Origin of the sequence: Novosphingobium meiothermophilum (assembly GCF_003171715.1) — a bacterium.
Lineage (GTDB): Bacteria > Pseudomonadota > Alphaproteobacteria > Sphingomonadales > Sphingomonadaceae > Novosphingobium > Novosphingobium meiothermophilum.
Genome location: NZ_QGHL01000008.1, coordinates 190,202 through 207,503, shown reverse-complemented (window position 1 = coordinate 207,503; position 17,302 = coordinate 190,202). Strand labels below are relative to the sequence as shown.

At 63.9% G+C, this 17,302-nt stretch carries 19 protein-coding genes and 1 tRNA gene; 11 read left to right on the top strand and 9 right to left on the bottom strand.

The window, feature by feature from the left end; genetic code table 11:
- The first annotated feature begins 88 nt into the window (after positions 1-88).
- The 8 genes from DKM43_RS09540 (at position 89) to DKM43_RS09505 (ending at position 7,610) form a co-directional block, all read left to right on the top strand.
- A complete protein-coding gene (locus tag DKM43_RS09540) occupies positions 89-1,294 on the top strand; it encodes a tyrosine-type recombinase/integrase (RefSeq protein ID WP_109798266.1) in 1,206 nt (401 codons plus the stop codon).
- The gene (locus DKM43_RS09535; RefSeq protein WP_109798265.1) at positions 1,291-2,079 is read left to right on the top strand and encodes a hypothetical protein; all 789 of its coding nucleotides are present in this window, start codon (positions 1,291-1,293) and stop codon (positions 2,077-2,079) included. Before DKM43_RS09540 ends, DKM43_RS09535 begins: the two co-directional genes overlap by 4 nt.
- Positions 2,080-2,145: 66 nt before the next feature.
- Entirely contained in the window at positions 2,146-2,406 is a 261-nt protein-coding gene (locus DKM43_RS09530) for a helix-turn-helix transcriptional regulator (RefSeq protein ID WP_109798264.1), read from the top strand.
- 80 nt (positions 2,407-2,486) lie between these two features.
- Entirely contained in the window at positions 2,487-4,190 is a 1,704-nt protein-coding gene (locus tag DKM43_RS09525; protein WP_109798263.1) for a primase-helicase family protein, read from the top strand.
- A gap of 454 nt (positions 4,191-4,644) precedes the next feature.
- On the top strand, positions 4,645-5,112 hold the full coding sequence (locus DKM43_RS09520) for a hypothetical protein (protein ID WP_109798262.1): 468 nt from the start codon (positions 4,645-4,647) through the stop codon (positions 5,110-5,112).
- Positions 5,109-6,455, top strand: a complete 1,347-nt coding sequence (locus DKM43_RS09515) for a terminase large subunit domain-containing protein (RefSeq protein ID WP_161554063.1) — start codon at positions 5,109-5,111, stop codon at positions 6,453-6,455. Before DKM43_RS09520 ends, DKM43_RS09515 begins: the two co-directional genes overlap by 4 nt.
- A 14-nt stretch (positions 6,456-6,469) precedes the next feature.
- Positions 6,470-7,291 (top strand): hypothetical protein, encoded by an 822-nt coding sequence (locus DKM43_RS09510; RefSeq protein ID WP_109798260.1) that lies wholly within the window; start codon positions 6,470-6,472, stop codon positions 7,289-7,291.
- Entirely contained in the window at positions 7,284-7,610 is a 327-nt protein-coding gene (locus DKM43_RS09505) for a hypothetical protein (RefSeq protein ID WP_109798259.1), read from the top strand. Before DKM43_RS09510 ends, DKM43_RS09505 begins: the two co-directional genes overlap by 8 nt.
- Here the strand turns inward: DKM43_RS09505 and DKM43_RS09500 are convergent.
- Entirely contained in the window at positions 7,584-7,847 is a 264-nt protein-coding gene (locus DKM43_RS09500; protein WP_201739825.1) for a DUF5818 domain-containing protein, read from the bottom strand. The two genes, DKM43_RS09505 and DKM43_RS09500, sit on opposite strands and share 27 nt — an antisense overlap.
- A 347-nt stretch (positions 7,848-8,194) precedes the next feature.
- On the opposite strand from DKM43_RS09500, the gene DKM43_RS09495 reads away from it, so the two are divergent.
- Positions 8,195-9,685: a restriction endonuclease gene (locus DKM43_RS09495; protein ID WP_109798258.1), complete on the top strand. Its 1,491-nt coding sequence runs from the start codon at positions 8,195-8,197 to the stop codon at positions 9,683-9,685.
- On the opposite strand, the gene DKM43_RS09490 is transcribed toward DKM43_RS09495, so the two are convergent.
- On the bottom strand, positions 9,682-10,560 hold the full coding sequence (locus DKM43_RS09490; protein WP_109798257.1) for an AvaI/BsoBI family type II restriction endonuclease: 879 nt from the start codon (positions 10,558-10,560) through the stop codon (positions 9,682-9,684). The two genes, DKM43_RS09495 and DKM43_RS09490, sit on opposite strands and share 4 nt — an antisense overlap.
- Before the next feature lie 329 nt (positions 10,561-10,889).
- Positions 10,890-10,964 (bottom strand) — tRNA-Gly (locus DKM43_RS09485).
- A gap of 223 nt (positions 10,965-11,187) precedes the next feature.
- Here DKM43_RS09485 and DKM43_RS09480 point away from each other — a divergent pair.
- Together DKM43_RS09480 and DKM43_RS09475 are read left to right on the top strand one after the other, a co-directional pair.
- The gene (locus tag DKM43_RS09480) at positions 11,188-12,084 is read left to right on the top strand and encodes a tetratricopeptide repeat protein (protein ID WP_109798256.1); all 897 of its coding nucleotides are present in this window, start codon (positions 11,188-11,190) and stop codon (positions 12,082-12,084) included.
- A gap of 5 nt (positions 12,085-12,089) precedes the next feature.
- Positions 12,090-12,719, top strand: coding sequence for an LON peptidase substrate-binding domain-containing protein (locus DKM43_RS09475; protein ID WP_109798255.1), 630 nt, complete (start codon positions 12,090-12,092; stop codon positions 12,717-12,719).
- A 33-nt stretch (positions 12,720-12,752) separates the two neighbouring features.
- Here the strand turns inward: DKM43_RS09475 and DKM43_RS09470 are convergent, their stop codons facing one another.
- The 6 genes from DKM43_RS09470 to DKM43_RS09445 form a co-directional block, all read right to left on the bottom strand.
- Complete coding sequence (locus DKM43_RS09470; RefSeq protein ID WP_109798254.1) at positions 12,753-13,373, bottom strand: MarC family protein; 621 nt, start codon at positions 13,371-13,373, stop codon at positions 12,753-12,755.
- A 5-nt stretch (positions 13,374-13,378) separates the two neighbouring features.
- Entirely contained in the window at positions 13,379-14,191 is an 813-nt protein-coding gene (locus tag DKM43_RS09465) for a hypothetical protein (RefSeq protein WP_109798253.1), read from the bottom strand.
- 96 nt (positions 14,192-14,287) lie between these two features.
- Positions 14,288-15,181, bottom strand: a complete 894-nt coding sequence (gene folD, locus DKM43_RS09460; protein ID WP_201739824.1) for a bifunctional methylenetetrahydrofolate dehydrogenase/methenyltetrahydrofolate cyclohydrolase FolD — start codon at positions 15,179-15,181, stop codon at positions 14,288-14,290.
- A gap of 17 nt (positions 15,182-15,198) precedes the next feature.
- Positions 15,199-15,498, bottom strand: a complete 300-nt coding sequence (locus DKM43_RS09455; RefSeq protein WP_109798251.1) for a YggT family protein — start codon at positions 15,496-15,498, stop codon at positions 15,199-15,201.
- An 88-nt stretch (positions 15,499-15,586) separates the two neighbouring features.
- Positions 15,587-16,495: an acetylglutamate kinase gene (argB, locus tag DKM43_RS09450; RefSeq protein WP_109798250.1), complete on the bottom strand. Its 909-nt coding sequence runs from the start codon at positions 16,493-16,495 to the stop codon at positions 15,587-15,589.
- A 63-nt stretch (positions 16,496-16,558) separates the two neighbouring features.
- Entirely contained in the window at positions 16,559-17,203 is a 645-nt protein-coding gene (locus tag DKM43_RS09445) for a queuosine precursor transporter (RefSeq protein ID WP_109798249.1), read from the bottom strand.
- Positions 17,204-17,302 lie beyond the last annotated feature (99 nt).

The following is a 17,302-nucleotide window of genomic DNA, read 5'->3' as shown; positions in this document are numbered from 1 at the left end:
TCTGCTCCCCGGATGCTCCCCGACCGAGAGGAGGTTGTCGGTGCCGAGCGCATTGAAGAGGACGTTTACGGAAGAGGGCGTCGCGCGGATGGCCGCGCCCCGGTCTGGCCGCCGCGAGTTCGGCGATACGGTGCAGCGCGGGCTGCTGCTGCGCGTTAGCGAGACCGGCCTGAAATCGTGGTCGGTAATATACAAGGTGCCGGGCGAACGGGGCGTCTCGCCCACCGGTCGCCCGCTAAAGGGGGCGCAGAAGCGCATTACCATCGGTGCCTATCCGATGGTTGGCGTCGTAGCGGCGCGGGCAGAGGCGAGCAAGATCGTCGCGCAGGCGATGGCCGGGCGCGATCCTCGCCCGGAGAGGCAGGACGCCAATCTGGCCCGCCACACCAACAGCGTAAAGGCCGTATCCCAGCGCATGATCGAGCTGGCGAAGAAGCAGGTGGAGACGTGGCCGCGCATGGAACAGGTGCTGCGCGACCATGTATGGCCCTCGCTGGGCAACCGCCCCATCGCCGACATTACGCAGGCCGATGTGCATGAGCTGCTGGACAAGCTGGTCGCGGCGGACAAGCACGGCACGGCGCGCGAGGTTCGCAAGATGATGTCGCGGCTGCTGAACTACGCCGCCGAGAAGTCGCTTGTCGCGGCCTCGCCGATGGCGGGGATGAAGCGGCGCGACCTGACGTTGCAGCCCAAGGAGCGGGCGCTGAGCGATGAGGAAATCCGTGCAGTTTGGACGGCCACCGGCAAGATGGGCTACCCCTTCGGGCATCTGGCGCGGATCGCGCTGCTGACCGGGCAGCGCAAGAGCGACTGGTCCGATGCCCGCTGGTCCGAAGTGGATGCCGCCGAGCGGTGGCTGTCCATCCCGAAGGAGCGGTTTAAGAGCCGTCGCGGCCATATCGTGCCGCTGGTCGGTGCTGCGTGGGATCTGGTCGAGGGGCTTCCCCGCTGGAACGGTCCCAATCCCTTCCTGTTCTCCACCACCGGCGGCGAGAAGGCATCCGCGCTGGGCGACAAGCCGATGACCAAGCTGCGCGAGCTGGCGACCGACGCGCTGCGCGAGATGCGGAAAGACCCGGAAGCCGTGCTGGAGCACTTCTCCGCGCACGATCTGCGGCGCACCTGCGAAACCCGCCTCGCCCGGCTGGGCTTCGCGCAGGAAGTACGGGACGCCGTGCTGGGCCATGCCCAGTCGGGCTTGCAGCGCACCTATAACAAGCACGATTATCTGCCGGAAAAGCGGGCCGCGCTGGCGGCCTATGCCGACCATATTATGGGGCTGGTGAAGTGACGGACGACAAATTTGGCGGTTACGAACCGCGCGATTTCGAAGCGATGGGAGGAATTGCGCGAGCAAAGGCCATGAAGGACAGGATCGCTGACGGCGAGATGTGGGAACCGCCGCGCTACGACTGGCGAGCATTTGCAGAGATCGCCCGCCACGCAATCGCGCTGATTGCAACCGATGTGAAGCTGGACGACGAGCGTAAGCGGTCGCGCGGTATGGACCTGTCGATGCACCATGAATCCCTTTGCCGCCTGTTTGCGGAAACGGCAGAGATATACAATGTGTGCCGCGATGATTGGGAAGCGCGCAACCTTGCAACCGTGGCGCGGCGGCTGGACGATAACCTGGACGACGCCAGCGACCCGTCGCCATACGATTATTCCGAATATAGCGATTACGGGCAAGATGATTGGGATGCGTTCTGGACGCACTTCTATGGCCGCCGCGTAGGCCAGGCGAGCGCCAATCGGCTAACCAACTGGAATACGAGCGAGCAAGGGCCAAGGCCGGGCGCGCCGCCGCCCATCGCGCCGCTGCATCCCGTATTCGTTTACGTTGAGCGTTGGTGGCGGACCACACTGCCCGGAAAGGGCTTTAACCCAACCTACGGGCGCGACCACCTTAAACCTGAACGGCCCTATGATTTGGGGCGCTGCAATCCTGCCGCCCGCCTCGTTTGGGAAATCGTGCGGCACCTCGACGAGCGCTACACGATTGAGAATGTCACCAACCTGAAAAAGGCAAGCGAACGCCGAGCGCGGCGCGCCAAAAAGCGGCAGGACAAATAGACCCCAAATATCGTCTCGCTGACATCGCCATACTCCCCACCAGTTCCAACAACTGGAGGACCGGCGATGACCGAACGATTTATGACAATGGCGGAGGTCCGGCGGCGCGTGGCGCTGTCAAAGACCGAGATTTACCGGAAGATAAAGGCAGGTGCGTTCCCGCGCCCCGTGCCGCTGGGCACCCAGAAGGTCGCCTTCGTAGAGAGCGAGGTGGCCGCATGGATGGACGCCCGGCTGCGCGCCCGCGAAGATCGCGAGGGCGCTGAGCGCCGCGCCGAACAGGGACGCCGCGCGGTGGCCGCCCGCGACAATCGCCCCGCCGCATAGCAAGCGACCCGCGCCGGAGGAAAGGCGCGGGCCGATGGATTTCTGCAACCAACCGCACAGCCCGATGGAGGAAAAGGACCATGCCGGAAGACTCTAACTCCCAGCCCGAACGCCCGGCAATCAATAACGGCGCGCCGCCATCCGCCAACCCCTATGCTTGGCAGACGGAGCTGCATCCCGCGATACAGACGCGGCTGCTGCACGGCCCCAGCGATCCGGTCTGGCTGGTTCGCCAGATCGCCCATCTGTCGCCCGCCGAGCTTCGCTGGGCGCTGACCGAGGGAGATTTGCCCGGCCTCGCGCTTAACGTGCCGATGGACAACCGGGAGGCAGTCGAGGCCGAGGTGACGCGCCTTACCCGCATCGCTGCATGGCACCGCGAGACGTGGACCCACGGCCAGGTGCCCGAAGAGCTGAACCACCATGCGTTCGTGCGCCACTACGGCAACAAGCCGGTCGTAATCCACTGGGCGCGCGACGGGCAGATGGTGATCCAGTCGCCCGAAGCGTTCCGCACGTCCAACATGGACCGCTACATGGCCGTGCTCGACCCCAAGACGGGCGAGTTGAAGCGAGTGCCGCTGGCGCCTGCATGGCTGCTTGATCCCGGCACTCCGCGCTTCGACCGGGCGGAATTTCTGCCGGGCGTTACCGATGTGCCGACCGACACGCTGAACCTCTGGCGGGGCTGGCCGGTGCGCGATGACGTGACCGACGACAGCCCCGGCGAGCCGCCGGAATGCGCGCTTTTCCTCGCGCACCTGCGCGACAATGTGTGCGGCGGCGACCACCGGGTGTTCTGGTATCTGCTGGGCTGGATGGCTGACGCCTTGCAGAACCCGCATCGCACCTGCGAGGTCGCCCTTGTCCTGCGCGGGCCGCAGGGGTCCGGCAAGACGATCTTCGCCAAGCTGTTTATGGAGTTCTTCGCGCCGCACACCCTGACGCTCGACAAGCCGGACCACCTGACGGGCAGCTTTAACCGGCACTTGCAGGACAAGTGCGTTGTATTCGCGGACGAGGCGTTCTTCGCCGGCAACCGCCAGCACGCCGCCACGCTGAAGACCCTGATTACCGACGACGAAATCTTTATCCACCCGAAGGGCGTGGACGGCTTTATGGCGAAGAAGCTGTTTCGCCTGATTATCGCCAGCAACGACGAGCATGTGGTCCGGGCCGATGTGGACGACCGGCGCTATTTGGTGCTGAACGTGGACGCCGGGCCGAACAACCAGAACGGCGAATATTTCGGCGACATCGTGGACGAGTGGCGTAACGGCGGCAAGATCGCGCTGTTCCGCTGGCTGCGCGGGGCGCACTGGTGCAAGATGCTGGAAACCGGCGTATGGGATGTGCGCGACCGCCCGAAGACGGCGGCCTTGCAGGAACAGAAGAACTTGAGCCTGCCCCGGCCCCAGCTCGTTGTGCACAACATGCTGCGCGATGGCGACGTGCCGGGCCTGCACGCAACCGACGATGCGCGCGGCTTCGTATTCGTTTCCACCCGTGCCTTGCAGGAGGCGTCGCGGCTGGGAACGGAACACGAGAAGGCGCTGGGCGATGCGCTGCGCGTGCTGGCGGGCAAGGGCGCGAAGTCCTGCCGCATTAAGCTGGGCGAAGGCGCGGCCCGGCGCGACTATCGCGGCTTCTGGCTTCCGCCCCTGGACGAATGCCGCCGCCGCTGGGAGGCCAGCCTTTGCCGCGAGGTCGAATGGCCTGCCGATGTGGCGACCTGGGGGCTGGAGACCCGGCAGCGCGATCCCGGTGACGGCGTTCCGTTCTAACGGCGGGAAATTGCCCGACGCGACGCGCTAACCCGACGCGCAATTTCGCCTGCATTGCCAGCGTTTTGCGGCGTATCGCGCCGGGTCGCCGGGTAAGTCGCCTCTGTTCGCTTGTTCGGATAACGATGCCCAGAGAGGCGGGCGGGACCGGTGCTATGCACTGTCGCCCGGTTTGCTGTCTTTACCCGACTTACCCGACGTTCCCGACTTAAGAGAAGTAAACCTAAGGAAATACAGGGGCCGCCGCCGCGTCGGGTCGGTGCGTCGGGTAGGACGCCCGGCGTAGGCATCGCTTCCCCCTTTGGGCGAAATGCCCGCCAAACCCCCGCTCCCCCCGTAAAAAAGAGCTGCTCCCCGACGGCTCCCCCGCTGGGCTTTTGGCCGCAGAAAACCGTGCGATAGCAGTTAATTAGCCCCCAAGCGCATACCCTGCCCAGGGGTAAGTTCTGGCAGGGTGAGCAACGCCCCCGCCCTTATTACCCGCGCCGGTCGCGGCAAGACCGCGCCGATTACCGTAACGCCCGCCGGGCTGGCGGCCATCGAGGCATTGGCGGCGGCGGGCAACGACCAGCGCAGCATCGCCAAGGCTCTGGGCATGGACCGCAAGACCATGACCGACATGCGCCGCCGCGTGCCGGAAGTGGACGAGGCGTTCGAGCGCGGCCTTGCGGCGCTGGGCGACGAGCTGACGCATCTGCTGCTGGCGCAGGCGCGCAACGGCAATGTCGTCGCCGCCATTTACCTGACCAAGGCGCGGCTGGGCTGGCGCGAGGGCGACGCGCCGGAAGCGCGCGCCAACATCACCATCAACCTGCCTGACAGCCAGACGCCCGAAGCCTATCTGCGCGCGATCCGCGTGGCCGGGGAGGCCGGTTCATGCCCCTCCCCCCTTCCTGTGGGCGGGGAGGTCCTGCCGGGATGACCGTCGCGCTGACCCCGACGCCCTACCAGAGCACCGTCCTGTCGGTGCCGGAGAAGTGGAACCTGCTGCTGGCTGGCGGGCGCGGCGGCGGCAAGTCCACGGCGGCGCTGCTGCTGGTGCTGCGCCATGTGGAGAAGCACGGCGAACGCGCGCGGCCCCTTATCGTCCGCGAAACGCACAAGGCCGTACAGGAACTGGAAGAGCAACTCGAGGCACTGTTGTCGTCGGCCTACGGGCGCGGTGTCCGGCACAACCGCGCGGAGCATACGTTCCGCCTGCCCAATGGCGCAATTATCGAGTGCGGGCAGCTCGACGGCCCGAACGCCTACAAGAAGTTCCAGGGTCGTAGCTTTACCCTGCTTGTCGTAGATGAGTTCGGCTTGCTGCGCGACCGGCGCTGGGTGGACCTGTTGAAGTCCAACCTTCGGGCCGAAGAGGGCGTGCCGCTGCGCGAGGTCCGCACCGCCAATCCCGGCGGGCCGCTGCACGCGATGATCCACCACAATTACATCGCCCGCGCCCCGGCGTGGCATCCCTACGAGGCGGACGGCGAGACATGGGTAAATTGCCCTTCCACCTTTATCGACAACCCGCATGTGGACCAGCAGGACTATCGCCGCCGCCTGTTGGCTGCGTGCGGTAACGACGAGGAGCTGGCGCGGGCATGGCTTAACGGCGACTGGAACATTGCGCGCGGTGCGTTCTTCGGCGGCACGCTGGACGAGCGCGTGCATATGCTGCCCGTCGCGTGGCCCTATCCGATTAGCCGCAAGGTCTGGCGTCCTTTCCTCGCGATGGACTGGGGCAGCGCTGCGCCGTCCGTTACCTATGTCTGCCTGAAAGCGCCCGGCGACATCGGCCCGTTTCCCAAGGACAGCCTGATCCTGCTGGACGAGCTGGCGACGGTCGAGCCGAACGACCCGAATGTCGGTCTCGGCTGGCCGCCGGGCAAGCTGGCCGAGGCCGTGCATGAGATGTGCGGACGCTGGGGCGTCCATCCGCATGGCGTGGGCGACGACGCGCGCGGGCTGGAAGACACGCTGCTGAACGTGCTGGCGCGCCACGGCATCAGCCTGCAGCGCCCCCGCAAGGAGCGGATCGCCGGTTGGGCCGCGATGCGCGAGCGCCTGCACAATGCCAAGGAGAACAATGGTCGCCCCGGAATGTGGATTACCGGGCGCTGCCGCTACTTCTGGCAGACCGTGCCCTTTATCGAGCGCGACCCCTCGCGCCCCGAAGACGTGCTGACCACCGGACCCGACCACGCGGCGGACGCCGCGCGCTACGCGGTGATGCACGCGGCGATCCGCGTCGGCAGCGGTCGCACCTATGGCTGGTATTGAAAGGAGACTACGCGATGACCGCAACCCTTGACGAAGGCACGCCCGTTCGCGGCGACGTGCCGCTGGACATGCATCCCGACAGCCTTCTGGGCCTAGGCCGCGCGCTCGACCGGCCCGACACGCTGGGCGTATCCGTATATTCGTCGGCGCGCGAGGCGCTGCGCCTCTGCTACGATTGCTTCGGGCGGCTGAACGACGCGGAGCGCGCCTTGCAGGCGATGGCCCCGCCCGCCGTTCGTCGGCAGCATCCCGCCGCGAAGGGAGGCGGCACGGAAATTGTCGGCGACATTCGCATGGTGAACGGCAGGTCCACCCGCGTCGTAAACACGGAAGAGCTTATCGCGGCGGCGGAACGCGCGCTGGATCGCGTCGCGCCCGCCGTTGATCGCCGCGTGGCAGAATTGAACCGCTACCGCGAGACCTTGGCGGGCCGCGTGGCGAACGCGCTGGATACGCCCGCGCGGCGCACGCCGGAGGGGCTGGCGCTCGCCAGCGAGGTCCGGGCGCACATAAAGGCGATGAAGCAGCCCGCCGCGCGGGCGAAGTTCGTTATGGACGCCATCGGGGCGGGCGACTTGCCCACGGTCGCCGCCGTGCTGCACGCGCCGCCCTTCCTGTGCGGCATCGACCCGGCGATGCACGCCACGATCCGCGCCCGTGCCGCCGCCACGTTCGCGCCGGTCGATAGCGCGCAGCTTGAGGCGGCGGACGCGGCCATCGAGCGGGTGACGAGCGCGGGCAGCGCCATCGTGAAGCGGCTGGGCGGCGTTATGGCCTTCCGCAACGCGCCCATCGCCAAGGCGTCGCGGTCGCTAAAGGCGCTGGCGGATGGCTGACGATCCCATCGCCCGCTTGCTCGCCGACGCCTACCTCGCCAAATATGCCCGGCCCGCCCCGGAGACGGCGGACGAGTGGCTGGCGCGGGAGACGGCGGCGCAGCGGGAGCGGACGCTGGCGCGCGTGATTGCCGCCTTGTGTCGGGGATGCGAGCCGCCGGAAGCGGATATCGCGATGCTCCGGCCAGACCCGATCAAACACCTCGCCTATCTGGACGCCCGCGACGAGGCGCTGGCGCTGCATGGCGGGGAGCTTTCCTGGGCTTACGCCCGTGCGCGGGAGGCCGAGGCCTTAGCGGAAGCCGAAGCGTCGGAGTAGGTCCGACCAGCCGCCGCTGGACCGTTCCGCCAGTCGGTTGCCCGGACAAATCCGATGCACGTCCAGCAGGTCGAAGCCCGACCGCGTTCCCTCGACCGTTACGCGCCTGCCGAGATAGCGCCGCGCCGATCCCGCGACGTCGAGCTGCCACATCCCGCCGCCGTCCGTCTCCAGCGCGCAGCCCCATTCGCCCGGACGCAATATGCCGGTTTCCACATGCCGCGCGCCTCTGGGCATCGCGGTTCTCCCCGGAAGTCGGTGGCGGTGCGCCCCCGCATCGACTTCACACCTGATCCTTGGTGATCGGGGAGTTAGTAAACCGACGTAGATCGGTCCCTACGACCTTTAGGCTGGGAAGCCCTGGACATACGTCGCAGGCTCCCCGACCATAAGGGTCAGGGATGTGCGGACTGCACCGGGCAGCCCAACCGTCTACGTTCGGGGTTACTACGCCCCGGAAGCCGTGCGTGGCGGCTTCGGTCGCCCTTATGGGACGAGCAGTAAACGGCGACAAGAAGATGTTTGTGACCAAGCCGGATCGCGGCTAAGAGTTAACAGGAACAAAGGAGGATCGTGGCATTGGTATGAGGCTGGATTTTGAAGACGCGGACGTGATCCAGTTGGAAGGCAGACAGCTGACTCCGTCGAAGGCAGTCGCGGAAGACGGCTCTCATCTTCGTACGATTGCCCGTGAAGCGGTCGCCGATATTGAAGAAAAGTTTGCTGATCGGTTAGAAATAAACCGGGACCTAAGCCGTTCACTTGTGAGCTTTCAAGCAAACAAGTCTGAGCCATTTTACCGTTGGTTCAAATATCGTGAGGGTTTTTCTAAGCCTCTTATTGAGTATTTTATAGAACATTCCAACGTATCGGGTACGGCGAACGTACTAGATCCATTTGCAGGAACTGGCGCGACTTGTTTTGTTGCTAACGAGCGTGGCCTTGCAGCAACCGCTATCGAGCTGTTGCCGGTAGGGAGCAATTTTATTCGCTTAAGGCAGGCGATTTTTGGGGTTGAGCCAGCCGAAATCTCAGCGTGGATGCATGAAATCATTGAGGACCGTCCTTGGGAAAGGACGAATGGGCGGATCAGCTTTTCGCACCTTCGCATAACCCAAGATGCCTTTGGGCCAGAAACCGACGACGCTTTGGCGCGATATAGGTTTTGGGTCTCCAAGCAACCGCAACCCAAGAAGCAGTTCTGCGACTTCTTATCATACAGTATTCTTGAGGAAATAAGCTATACACGGAAGGATGGGCAATATCTCCGCTGGGACTATCGTTCTCCTAGGTCTAAAGTCCGTGGGAAGTTCGACAAGGGCAAAATATATACGTTCGATGAAGCTATTATTTCCAAAGCACAGTCGATATTATACGACCTCAGCAAAGGAAGTGATGACCTTCTTTCAAAGCTGAACCCGTCACAGGCAGTTTCAAACATCACATTGTTTGAAGGAAGCAATTTTGAAGCGCTGGAAAAAATTGAAAGCGCATCGGTTGATCTGGTTGTCACATCCCCGCCTTACTGCAACCGTTACGACTATACGCGCACATATGCGTTGGAATTGGCGTATCTCGGATGTTCCGAAGAGGAAATAAGGAGGCTCCGTCAGGCACTTTTAAGCTGCACCGTCGAAAATCGACCTAAAGATTTGCAAGGGGTCGTGTCTGACTCGGCCATCGGTAAAGGCGTGGCAGCGTTTGAAGCAAACGACGCGATCCAAGCGAGCATCAGATTCTTGGAAGGCGAAGCAGCCGCAGGCGCGCTGAACAATACTGGCATTGTTAAGATGGTGCGCGGCTATTTCACCGAAATGGCCATCCATATTGCCCAATTAGCCCGCGTGATGAAACCCGGCGGGCGCATCTATCTGGTCAATGACAACGTGCGTTATAATGGACTTGACCTACCGGTTGATTGCATCCTCTCCGCATTTGCAGAGGAGCTCGGCTTCCGTTGTGAGAAGATATGGATTCTGCCGATGGGCAAGGGCAACAGTTCCCAACAGATGAAGCTGCACGGGCGCTCCGAACTGAGGAAATGCGTCTATATCTGGGAACGCCTTCCCAGCTAAAGGTCAGTGAGGATTTGCGTTAACTCCGCCAACTGTCCTTGATGATGGAGGTTTGCCGCAGCGGTGAGAGCATTGTTTGTAAGCTGGGCGAAAATCTCCACCGCCATTGACTGCTCTATGGCGGCCCCTACGAAAAATAGGCTCGGTGCCGCTAATTGCCTGTCGGCATAGGCCTGACGCACACGATCCAGTGCGGCTCTGGCCGTTTTCCAATGTTCGTCGGCACCTGCGGGATCAATCCCGCCCTTGAGCTCCCCGAATGCAATCAGTCTTTGCGGTTGTTCAAGCGTCGCCGCCGCAAACCGTGGCGCGTCCATGAGAATGAAGTCTATGTTCTTGTTGATGAAACGCGGCTTTCTGTCGAAGGCTAAAGTTCGGTTCGCCCAAGAAATCTCAGTGATCTTGCCGCCCGCATTGCGGGTGACTCGTGCTTGAATCTGCCCTTCGGCAAGGTATTGGCAGACAAAGTCCGAGAGCTTGTTTTGGGCGCGTTGCCCAATTGCGTTTCGCATCGAGCCGCCCAGCGCATCGCCGCAGGTAAGTAGATATCGCCTCTCCAACTCGGCTACATATGCCGCGTCGGTAAGCCGTTGCAGGTCGATTGTGGCCTCGATGATCTGTCGGCAGACTTCGGCACCTAATTGCCTCGCGCCTTTTGCAGAAAGCGCACAAGCGCCCAAAGCGAACTGATATAGGCGGGCATCGCCAATAATGGTTGCAACCGACTGAATACGGCCTGCCGACGCGCAAAAATGAAGCGCTATCGCGTGAAATTCGTTGGCGCGCCGGGCCTTCTCTTCTTCTTGCCACCGAAATCCCGCAACAATATCGTTGCGGGTTGTAACCAAAGACTGAGCATCCTCGACCGTTTGCACGCCATATCCCTATGCCATTCGTTTCGCGGGGAGAATGGCAGGAACTTTTATCGCGGTCCACACTGATCCGTTTATTTTGGCAATTAACCCACGTGCGAGTTGCACGGCGTCGAGTGGCTCCTCGCCGCGCGGATGGTGTGGTCCCTTGGCGTTGTGACGACGTGCCGAAGGTCTTTATAACCAGACGTCGTGCACCGAAAAATGCTGCGGGTGGAAGTTTCTTAGGCATGAATGCGCGTGAATCTGCTCCCCCGCCTGCTCCCCAAGGCCCAACGCAACGAAGGCCGCCTCGCGGCGACCCTTATAACCCGTTGCCTTTACAAGGAAACTGGAGCGGGCGAAGGGATTCGAACCCTCGACCCCAACCTTGGCAAGGTTGTGCTCTACCCCTGAGCTACGCCCGCTCGTGCGTTTCTGGCCGGGGGAGAAGGTCCCTTCCGGCTGGGGTGTGGGGGCCTCTACCGATGAGTCGGGCGAAGCGCAACACCAAAAATGCACCCGCCACGAAGTCTTTGTGCAATCGGAGGCAATTGGCCGTTTCCCCTTGCCGAACGCAGTCCTGTCCCCACATTGTGCGCCATAACGCCAAACGCATCACACTTCCGACGGAGACAGACCTTGGCCAGCATGGGGCTCAGCCTGGACGAACAGAAGGCGGTTGACCGCTTCCGCAAGAATATCGTCGAACCCTCGATGACCAAGCTGGTCATTCTCGATTTCTGGGCCGAATGGTGCGGCCCGTGCAAGGCGCTGGCCCCCGTGCTGGAAAAGGTCGCCGCCGAATATGCCGACAAGGGCGTGGTGCTGGCCAAGGTCAATGTCGATGAGGAACAGTTCATCGCCGCACAGTTCCAGGTGCGATCGATCCCCACCGTCTATGCCATGTTCCAGGGGCAGCCCGTTGCCGACCTGACGCCCGCGCGCACGGAAACGCAGCTCAGGCAGTATCTCGACCAGATCCTTGCCAAGCTGCCGGTCGAGGCAGGCGCGGAGCAGCAGGACGTGACCCCGCTTCTGGCCATGGGCGAGGAGATTCTGGCAGAAGGCGACGGCGAACGCGCGGCAAGCGTATTTGGCCAGATCATCGAAATCGCGCCCGACAATGCCCAGGCGCACGCCGGGCTGGTGCGCGCGCTGATTGCCGCCGGGCAGAAGGACGAGGCACGGGCCGTGCTCGATTCGCTTGATCCCAAGATGGCCGCAGACCCGGTGCTGGCGCAGGCCCGTTCGGCGCTGGCACTGGCCGAGGATGCCCCCGCTGCGGGCGAGCTTGATGCCTTGCGCGCAGCCGCCGCGGCAGAGCCGGGCAACATGGACGCGCAACTGGCACTGGCCAATGCGCTCTATGCCGCTGGCGATCGCGACGAGGCGGCGGCAAAGCTGCTGGCGATGATCGCGGCTGACCGCGAATGGAACGAGGGCGCGGCCAAGGCCAGACTATTGCAGATCTTCGAGGCAGTGGGCCTTGAGGACCCTTGGGTTTCCGCCACCCGGCGCAGGCTTTCCACCATCCTGTTCGGGTAAGCGCAATGGGCGCGGCTGCAACTTCCACGCGCCTGTCGATCTTTCCGCTGACAGGCGCGGTGCTCTATCCCGGCCTGCAATTGCCGCTGCACATCTTCGAGCCGCGTTACCGCGCGATGGTGAGCGATTCGCTCGCCCGTGACCGGCGCATCGCCATGATCCAGCCACAGGCCCCGGCCGAAGGCGCACCGCTGTTCCGCATTGGCTGCGTGGGCCGGATCGCCGAAGTCGAAGCGCTGGAAGACGGGCGCTACAACCTGCTGCTGGAAGGCGTCTGCCGGTTCCGCATGATCCGCGAACTCGACGTGACCACGCCCTTCCGCCAGATCGAGGCGGAACTGATCGAAGACGACATGGGCGAAGCGCTCAGTCCGGTGGAACGCGCCTCGTTCGAGCGCGAGGCACGCCATTTTGCCGATGCGCAGGGCTATGCGGTGGACTGGGATTCGGTCAGCCGGCTTGATGACATGTCGCTCATCAATGGCGTGTCGCAGATTGCGCCCTTCGATGCGGCGGCAAAGCAGGCGCTGCTTGAAGCCGCAAGCCTTGCGCAGCGCTGCGAACTGCTGGTGCAGCTCATGCAGTTTTTCGGCAGGCGCGATTCAGACGATGGCGGCCGCGTGACGCTTCAGTAGCGGGCCTTGCGCTTGCACTGGGGGCTGGGGGCATCAGAACTGCGCCTGCACGCCGTCGATGACGAACTGGGCGGCCAGCGCTGCCAGCAGCACCCCCAGCAGCCGGGTGATGACCGCCTCGACCTGTGAGCCGAGCGCCCGGATCAGCGGACGCGCGCCGACCAGCGCCGCGAAGCTGAGCAGCATGACTGCGCCGAGCGCCGAAAGGATGACGGCCGTTTCCTGCACCCCGTTGGCGCGCGATGTGAGCAGCATGACCGATGCAATCGAACCGGGTCCGGCCAGCATCGGCATGGCCATGGGAAAGACCGACACATCCTCTACCTGGGGCTGGGCGGTGCGCACTTTCTCGGCGCGTTCCTCGCGCCGTTCGGTGCGCTTTTCGAATACCATGTCGAGCGCGATGAGAAACAGCATGATCCCGCCCGCGATCCGGAAGGAATCCAGCTCGATGTGGAGCGCGCCCAGCAGATCCTCGCCGAACAGGGCGAATACCAACAGGATGCCCGCGGCAATAAGGCAGGCGCGCAAGGCCATGCTGAATGCCTGCTTCGCCGTGGCATTGGCGGTCAGTCCGGCATAGATCGGCGCGCAACCGGGCGGATCGATCACCACGAACAGGGTGATGAAGGCCGATACGAACAGTTCCATCATCGGCTTCAGCTCCCCCGCCCGTTGGCCAGCGTCCGGTCCAGCACCTGCCGCATGGCACCGTCCTTCCATATCCATACGGTGTGGCGACGGCGGCCATCGGGCATCACGGCAGAACGCCAGGCAAGGCTGCCATCGCGCGACTGGCCCTGCTTGCTGTCGGTGCCCGGCGGATCATCGAATGCGGGCAGCGGCCCGGCGAGCGGGCGCATGGGCGGAAGCTGGCCGGGCTTGAGGCGTTCGGGCTGGCGCGCTGTCGGCCCTGCCACGGGGGGAGCATCGCCCTCTGGCCTGCGCCGCACCGGACAATCGGCAACCGTGCCCGTGGCCCAGTCAACCGGAGGCAGCGGCGCCGCCAGCACGGCCGCATCATCAAGCGCCCACTTCCACGCGATCTTGCCCTTGGCCTGACGCTCCCACACGGTCAGATAGACCCCTCGCTCCCCACCGGGAAACTGCGCGGCCCCGGTGCTGAATGCGGCAGTGCCATCGCAGCTTATCCATGCGGCGTGGGGCGTGCGGCTTACCGGAGCGCCTGCATCCTTCATGGCCTTCAACCAGTCGCGTGCAATGACCCGCCTGCCGTCGAACAGTTCGGCTCCGTCGGCTGCCGTCTCGCGCATGGCGGCCCAGCGCCCCTTTTCCCGCGCCAGACGGGCAAGACCGATATCGGCCGCAATCAACGCGCTGGGATTGGCATAGGCGCGCTGCGGGCGGCCAGCGCGCTCAGCGCCTCCGTCTGGCGGTGTTTCGGCTGGCTGGGCAAGTGCGGCCGATGCCAGCAAGGCTCCGGCAACGCAAAAAACGATATGGCGCTTCATGACCTTGGCATTAGCCGATGGTCCGCGCCCTGCCCACCCCGCACGCGCCCCGCCCGCACCGAAGCAGCAGGCCGTAAAGGCAAGGTGCCGCCCGCGTCAGATCGCGTCTGCGGGAAGCTCCAGCCCGGCATTGCGCCACGCGGCCACCAGCGCATTGCGCAGCAGCACCGCAATGGTCATCGGGCCGACACCGCCCGGAACCGGGGTAATGGCGGAAGCCACCGCGGCCGCGCTGGCATAATCGACATCGCCGACAAGCCGTGTCTTGCCCTCTGCCGCGCCGGGCACGCGGTTGATGCCCACGTCGATCACCGTGGCGCCAGGCTTGATCCAGTCGCCCTTGACCATTTCCGGACGGCCGACTGCGGCAACCACGATATCGGCGCGCCGCACCACATCGGCCAGGTTCCTCGTGCGGCTGTGTGCAACCGTGACGGTGCAGCTTTCACCGATGAGCAGCTGCGCCATCGGCTTGCCGACAATGTTGGACCGCCCGATCACCACTGCATCAAGCCCCGAAAGATCGCCCAGCCGGTCCTTCAGCAGCATCAGGCAGCCCAGCGGCGTGCACGGCACGAAGCCCGGCTGCCCCACGGCAAGACGGCCTGCATTGGTCACGTGAAAGCCATCAACGTCCTTGTCGGGGTTGATCGCGGCGATAACCTTCTGCTCGTCGATGTGGCGGGGCAGCGGCAACTGGACGAGAATGCCGTCCACTGCCGGATCGGCATTCAGCCGGTCCACCAGCGCCAGCAGATCGGCCTCCGCCGTATCGGCGGGCAGCTTGTGCTCGAAGCTGGCCATGCCCGCCTCGATCGTGCTCTTGCCCTTGGACCGGACATAGACCTGGCTCGCGGGATCCTCGCCCACCAGCACCACCGCCAGCCCTGCCTTGCGGCCCGCCTGGAGTTCGAAAGCCGCCGCCAGATCCGCGATGCGCGCGCGCAGGGTTGCGGCAAAAGCCTTTCCATCGATTACAGCAGCGGTCATCAGCAGTTCCGGAACAGTCAGACGCCTGCTGTCGAGGCGGCAATGCCGCTCAGCAGGATCGTCAGCAGGTTGAGACCGATGATGAGCACCATCGGCGAAAAGTCGATCGCGCCGGTATCGGGCATGATCCTGCGGATCGGGCGCAGCAGCGGTTCGAGAATGGCGTTCAATGCCTTCCAGATCGCGGCCACGGCATTGTTGTGCATGTTCACGACATTGAACGAGATCAGCAGGCCCAGAACGAACTGCACGATCACCACCACGACGATGATGTTGACGAGGTAGTTGATCATCTGAATCAGCGTGAAAAGCAGCATTGGCGCAATTCCTTGGCAGCGAAGCTGCTGCTCTAGCCGACCCTCTCCCGATGCCACAAGTGCCCGAAGCGCAGGCCCGGCCCGGACATCACGCCCGGATCAGCGTGCCTGCCCCGCGAGCCGTGAAGATTTCGAGCAGCATGGCATGCGGCACCCGTCCATCGAGGACGACCGTGGCCTCGCACCCGGCCTCGACCGCGTGAACGCAGGTTTCCAGCTTGGGGATCATGCCGCCGCTGATCGTGCCATCTTCAGCCAGCCGCTTGATGTCGGCGGGCCTCAGGTCGGTCAGAAGGTTCTTGTCCTTGTCGAGCACGCCGGGAACGTCGGTCAGCAGGAACAGGCGCGATGCGCCAAGCGCGGCAGCGATGGAGCCCGCCATGGTATCGGCGTTGATGTTGTAGGTCTCGCCGTCCTCGCCCACGCCGATGGGCGCGATCACCGGGATCATGCCCGCCTTCACGATCGTGTCGATCACCGAAGTGTCGATCCGGTCCGGCTCGCCCACGAAGCCCAGATCGACGACCAGCGCTTCGCCGCTTTCGTCCTCGATCGCCTTGGGCGCCTTCTTCGACTGCACCTTGCGCGCGATGACCATGCCGCCGTCCTTGCCGGAAATGCCGATGGCCTTGCCGCCCGCGCGCGCGATCCAGCTTACCAGTTCCTTGTTGATGGCACCGGCCAGAACCATCTCGGCCACCTCGGCAGTCTGCTTGTCGGTCACGCGCAGGCCATCGACGAACTTCGATTCGATGCCAAGCGCCTTGAGCATCCGCCCGATCTGCGGCCCGCCGCCGTGGACCACCACGGGATTGATGCCCACCGCCTTCAGCAGCACGATGTCTTCGGCAAAATCCTGCGCCAGATCGGGATCGCCCATGGCGTGGCCACCATACTTCACCACGAAGGTCTTGCCCGCATAGCGCCGCAGATAGGGCAGGGCTTCGGTCAGGGTTTCCGCCTTGGCGAGCATTGCTGGATCGTGATTCTGAGTCATGACAGCCGCGCCCTTACGCTTGTATGCGCGAAATTGAAGCGTTTTCGTATTGGCCCAGGCGGATCAATCTGCCGAATCCAGCTTGCGCCCGATGCGCAGCACCAGCGCGATGACCACCGGCACCAGCACCGCCGAAAGCACCACCTTGGCCAGCATCTGCCCCGCCATCAGCGCCGCGATGGGACGCACCCCCCAGAACGAGACAGAGATGAAGATCAGGGTATCCACCACTTGCGAGAGTGCGGCGGCAATGAAACCGCGCACCGCGAGGAAACGCCCCGCCGCACCGCGGAGCCGATTGAAGATCCACACGTTGAGCGTGACCGAAACCCCATAGGCCATGATCCCCGCCAGCATCATCCGCCAGGATTGGCCAAGAATGATCGGGAAGGCTTCCTTGGCCGGTTCATACATGCCCGGATCGGTCGGAAGGTTCAGCACGAACAGCGTCAGCGCGATGGCAAAGGCCAGCGGCACGAAGCCATAGCGGACCAGCCGGTCGGCCACCGCCTTGCCGTGCAGTTCGGCAATGCCACTGGAAATCGCCACAAGCGTGAGGAACGGAAATATGCCCGCTTCCACCGCAAGCGGGCCCAGCGCCACCTGCTTGGCCCCCAGCACGCCGCCAAGCGTGACCATGCCGCCATAAAACAGCGCGAAAAGAAACAGCGAACGGGGAATTGCGGCGGCGGCAGGCGTATCGTCCATGACCGGCCGATAGCGCGCTTTTCTCCCGTCGCCAATTCGCTATTAGGAGCGCCTGAAACCAGTTTTTGCGAACACCCCTTTTCCTCAACCCGGTTCATC

Excerpts from the sequence above, each read along its gene's own strand:
- DKM43_RS09540 (WP_109798266.1), top strand. The coding sequence starts at position 89 with ATGGCCGCGCCCCGGTCTGGCCGCCGCGAGTTCGGCGATACGGTGCAG.
- DKM43_RS09530 (WP_109798264.1), top strand. The coding sequence starts at position 2,146 with ATGACCGAACGATTTATGACAATGGCGGAGGTCCGGCGGCGCGTGGCG.
- DKM43_RS09525 (WP_109798263.1), top strand. The coding sequence starts at position 2,487 with ATGCCGGAAGACTCTAACTCCCAGCCCGAACGCCCGGCAATCAATAAC.
- DKM43_RS09515 (WP_161554063.1), top strand. The coding sequence starts at position 5,109 with ATGACCGTCGCGCTGACCCCGACGCCCTACCAGAGCACCGTCCTGTCG.
- DKM43_RS09510 (WP_109798260.1), top strand. The coding sequence starts at position 6,470 with ATGACCGCAACCCTTGACGAAGGCACGCCCGTTCGCGGCGACGTGCCG.
- DKM43_RS09505 (WP_109798259.1), top strand. The coding sequence starts at position 7,284 with ATGGCTGACGATCCCATCGCCCGCTTGCTCGCCGACGCCTACCTCGCC.
- DKM43_RS09500 (WP_201739825.1), bottom strand. The coding sequence starts at position 7,847 with ATGCCCAGAGGCGCGCGGCATGTGGAAACCGGCATATTGCGTCCGGGC.
- DKM43_RS09495 (WP_109798258.1), top strand. The coding sequence starts at position 8,195 with ATGAGGCTGGATTTTGAAGACGCGGACGTGATCCAGTTGGAAGGCAGA.
- DKM43_RS09480 (WP_109798256.1), top strand. The coding sequence starts at position 11,188 with ATGGGGCTCAGCCTGGACGAACAGAAGGCGGTTGACCGCTTCCGCAAG.
- DKM43_RS09475 (WP_109798255.1), top strand. The coding sequence starts at position 12,090 with ATGGGCGCGGCTGCAACTTCCACGCGCCTGTCGATCTTTCCGCTGACA.
- DKM43_RS09470 (WP_109798254.1), bottom strand. The coding sequence starts at position 13,373 with ATGATGGAACTGTTCGTATCGGCCTTCATCACCCTGTTCGTGGTGATC.
- DKM43_RS09465 (WP_109798253.1), bottom strand. The coding sequence starts at position 14,191 with ATGAAGCGCCATATCGTTTTTTGCGTTGCCGGAGCCTTGCTGGCATCG.
- folD (WP_201739824.1), bottom strand. The coding sequence starts at position 15,181 with ATGACCGCTGCTGTAATCGATGGAAAGGCTTTTGCCGCAACCCTGCGC.
- DKM43_RS09455 (WP_109798251.1), bottom strand. The coding sequence starts at position 15,498 with ATGCTGCTTTTCACGCTGATTCAGATGATCAACTACCTCGTCAACATC.
- argB (WP_109798250.1), bottom strand. The coding sequence starts at position 16,495 with ATGACTCAGAATCACGATCCAGCAATGCTCGCCAAGGCGGAAACCCTG.
- DKM43_RS09445 (WP_109798249.1), bottom strand. The coding sequence starts at position 17,203 with ATGGACGATACGCCTGCCGCCGCCGCAATTCCCCGTTCGCTGTTTCTT.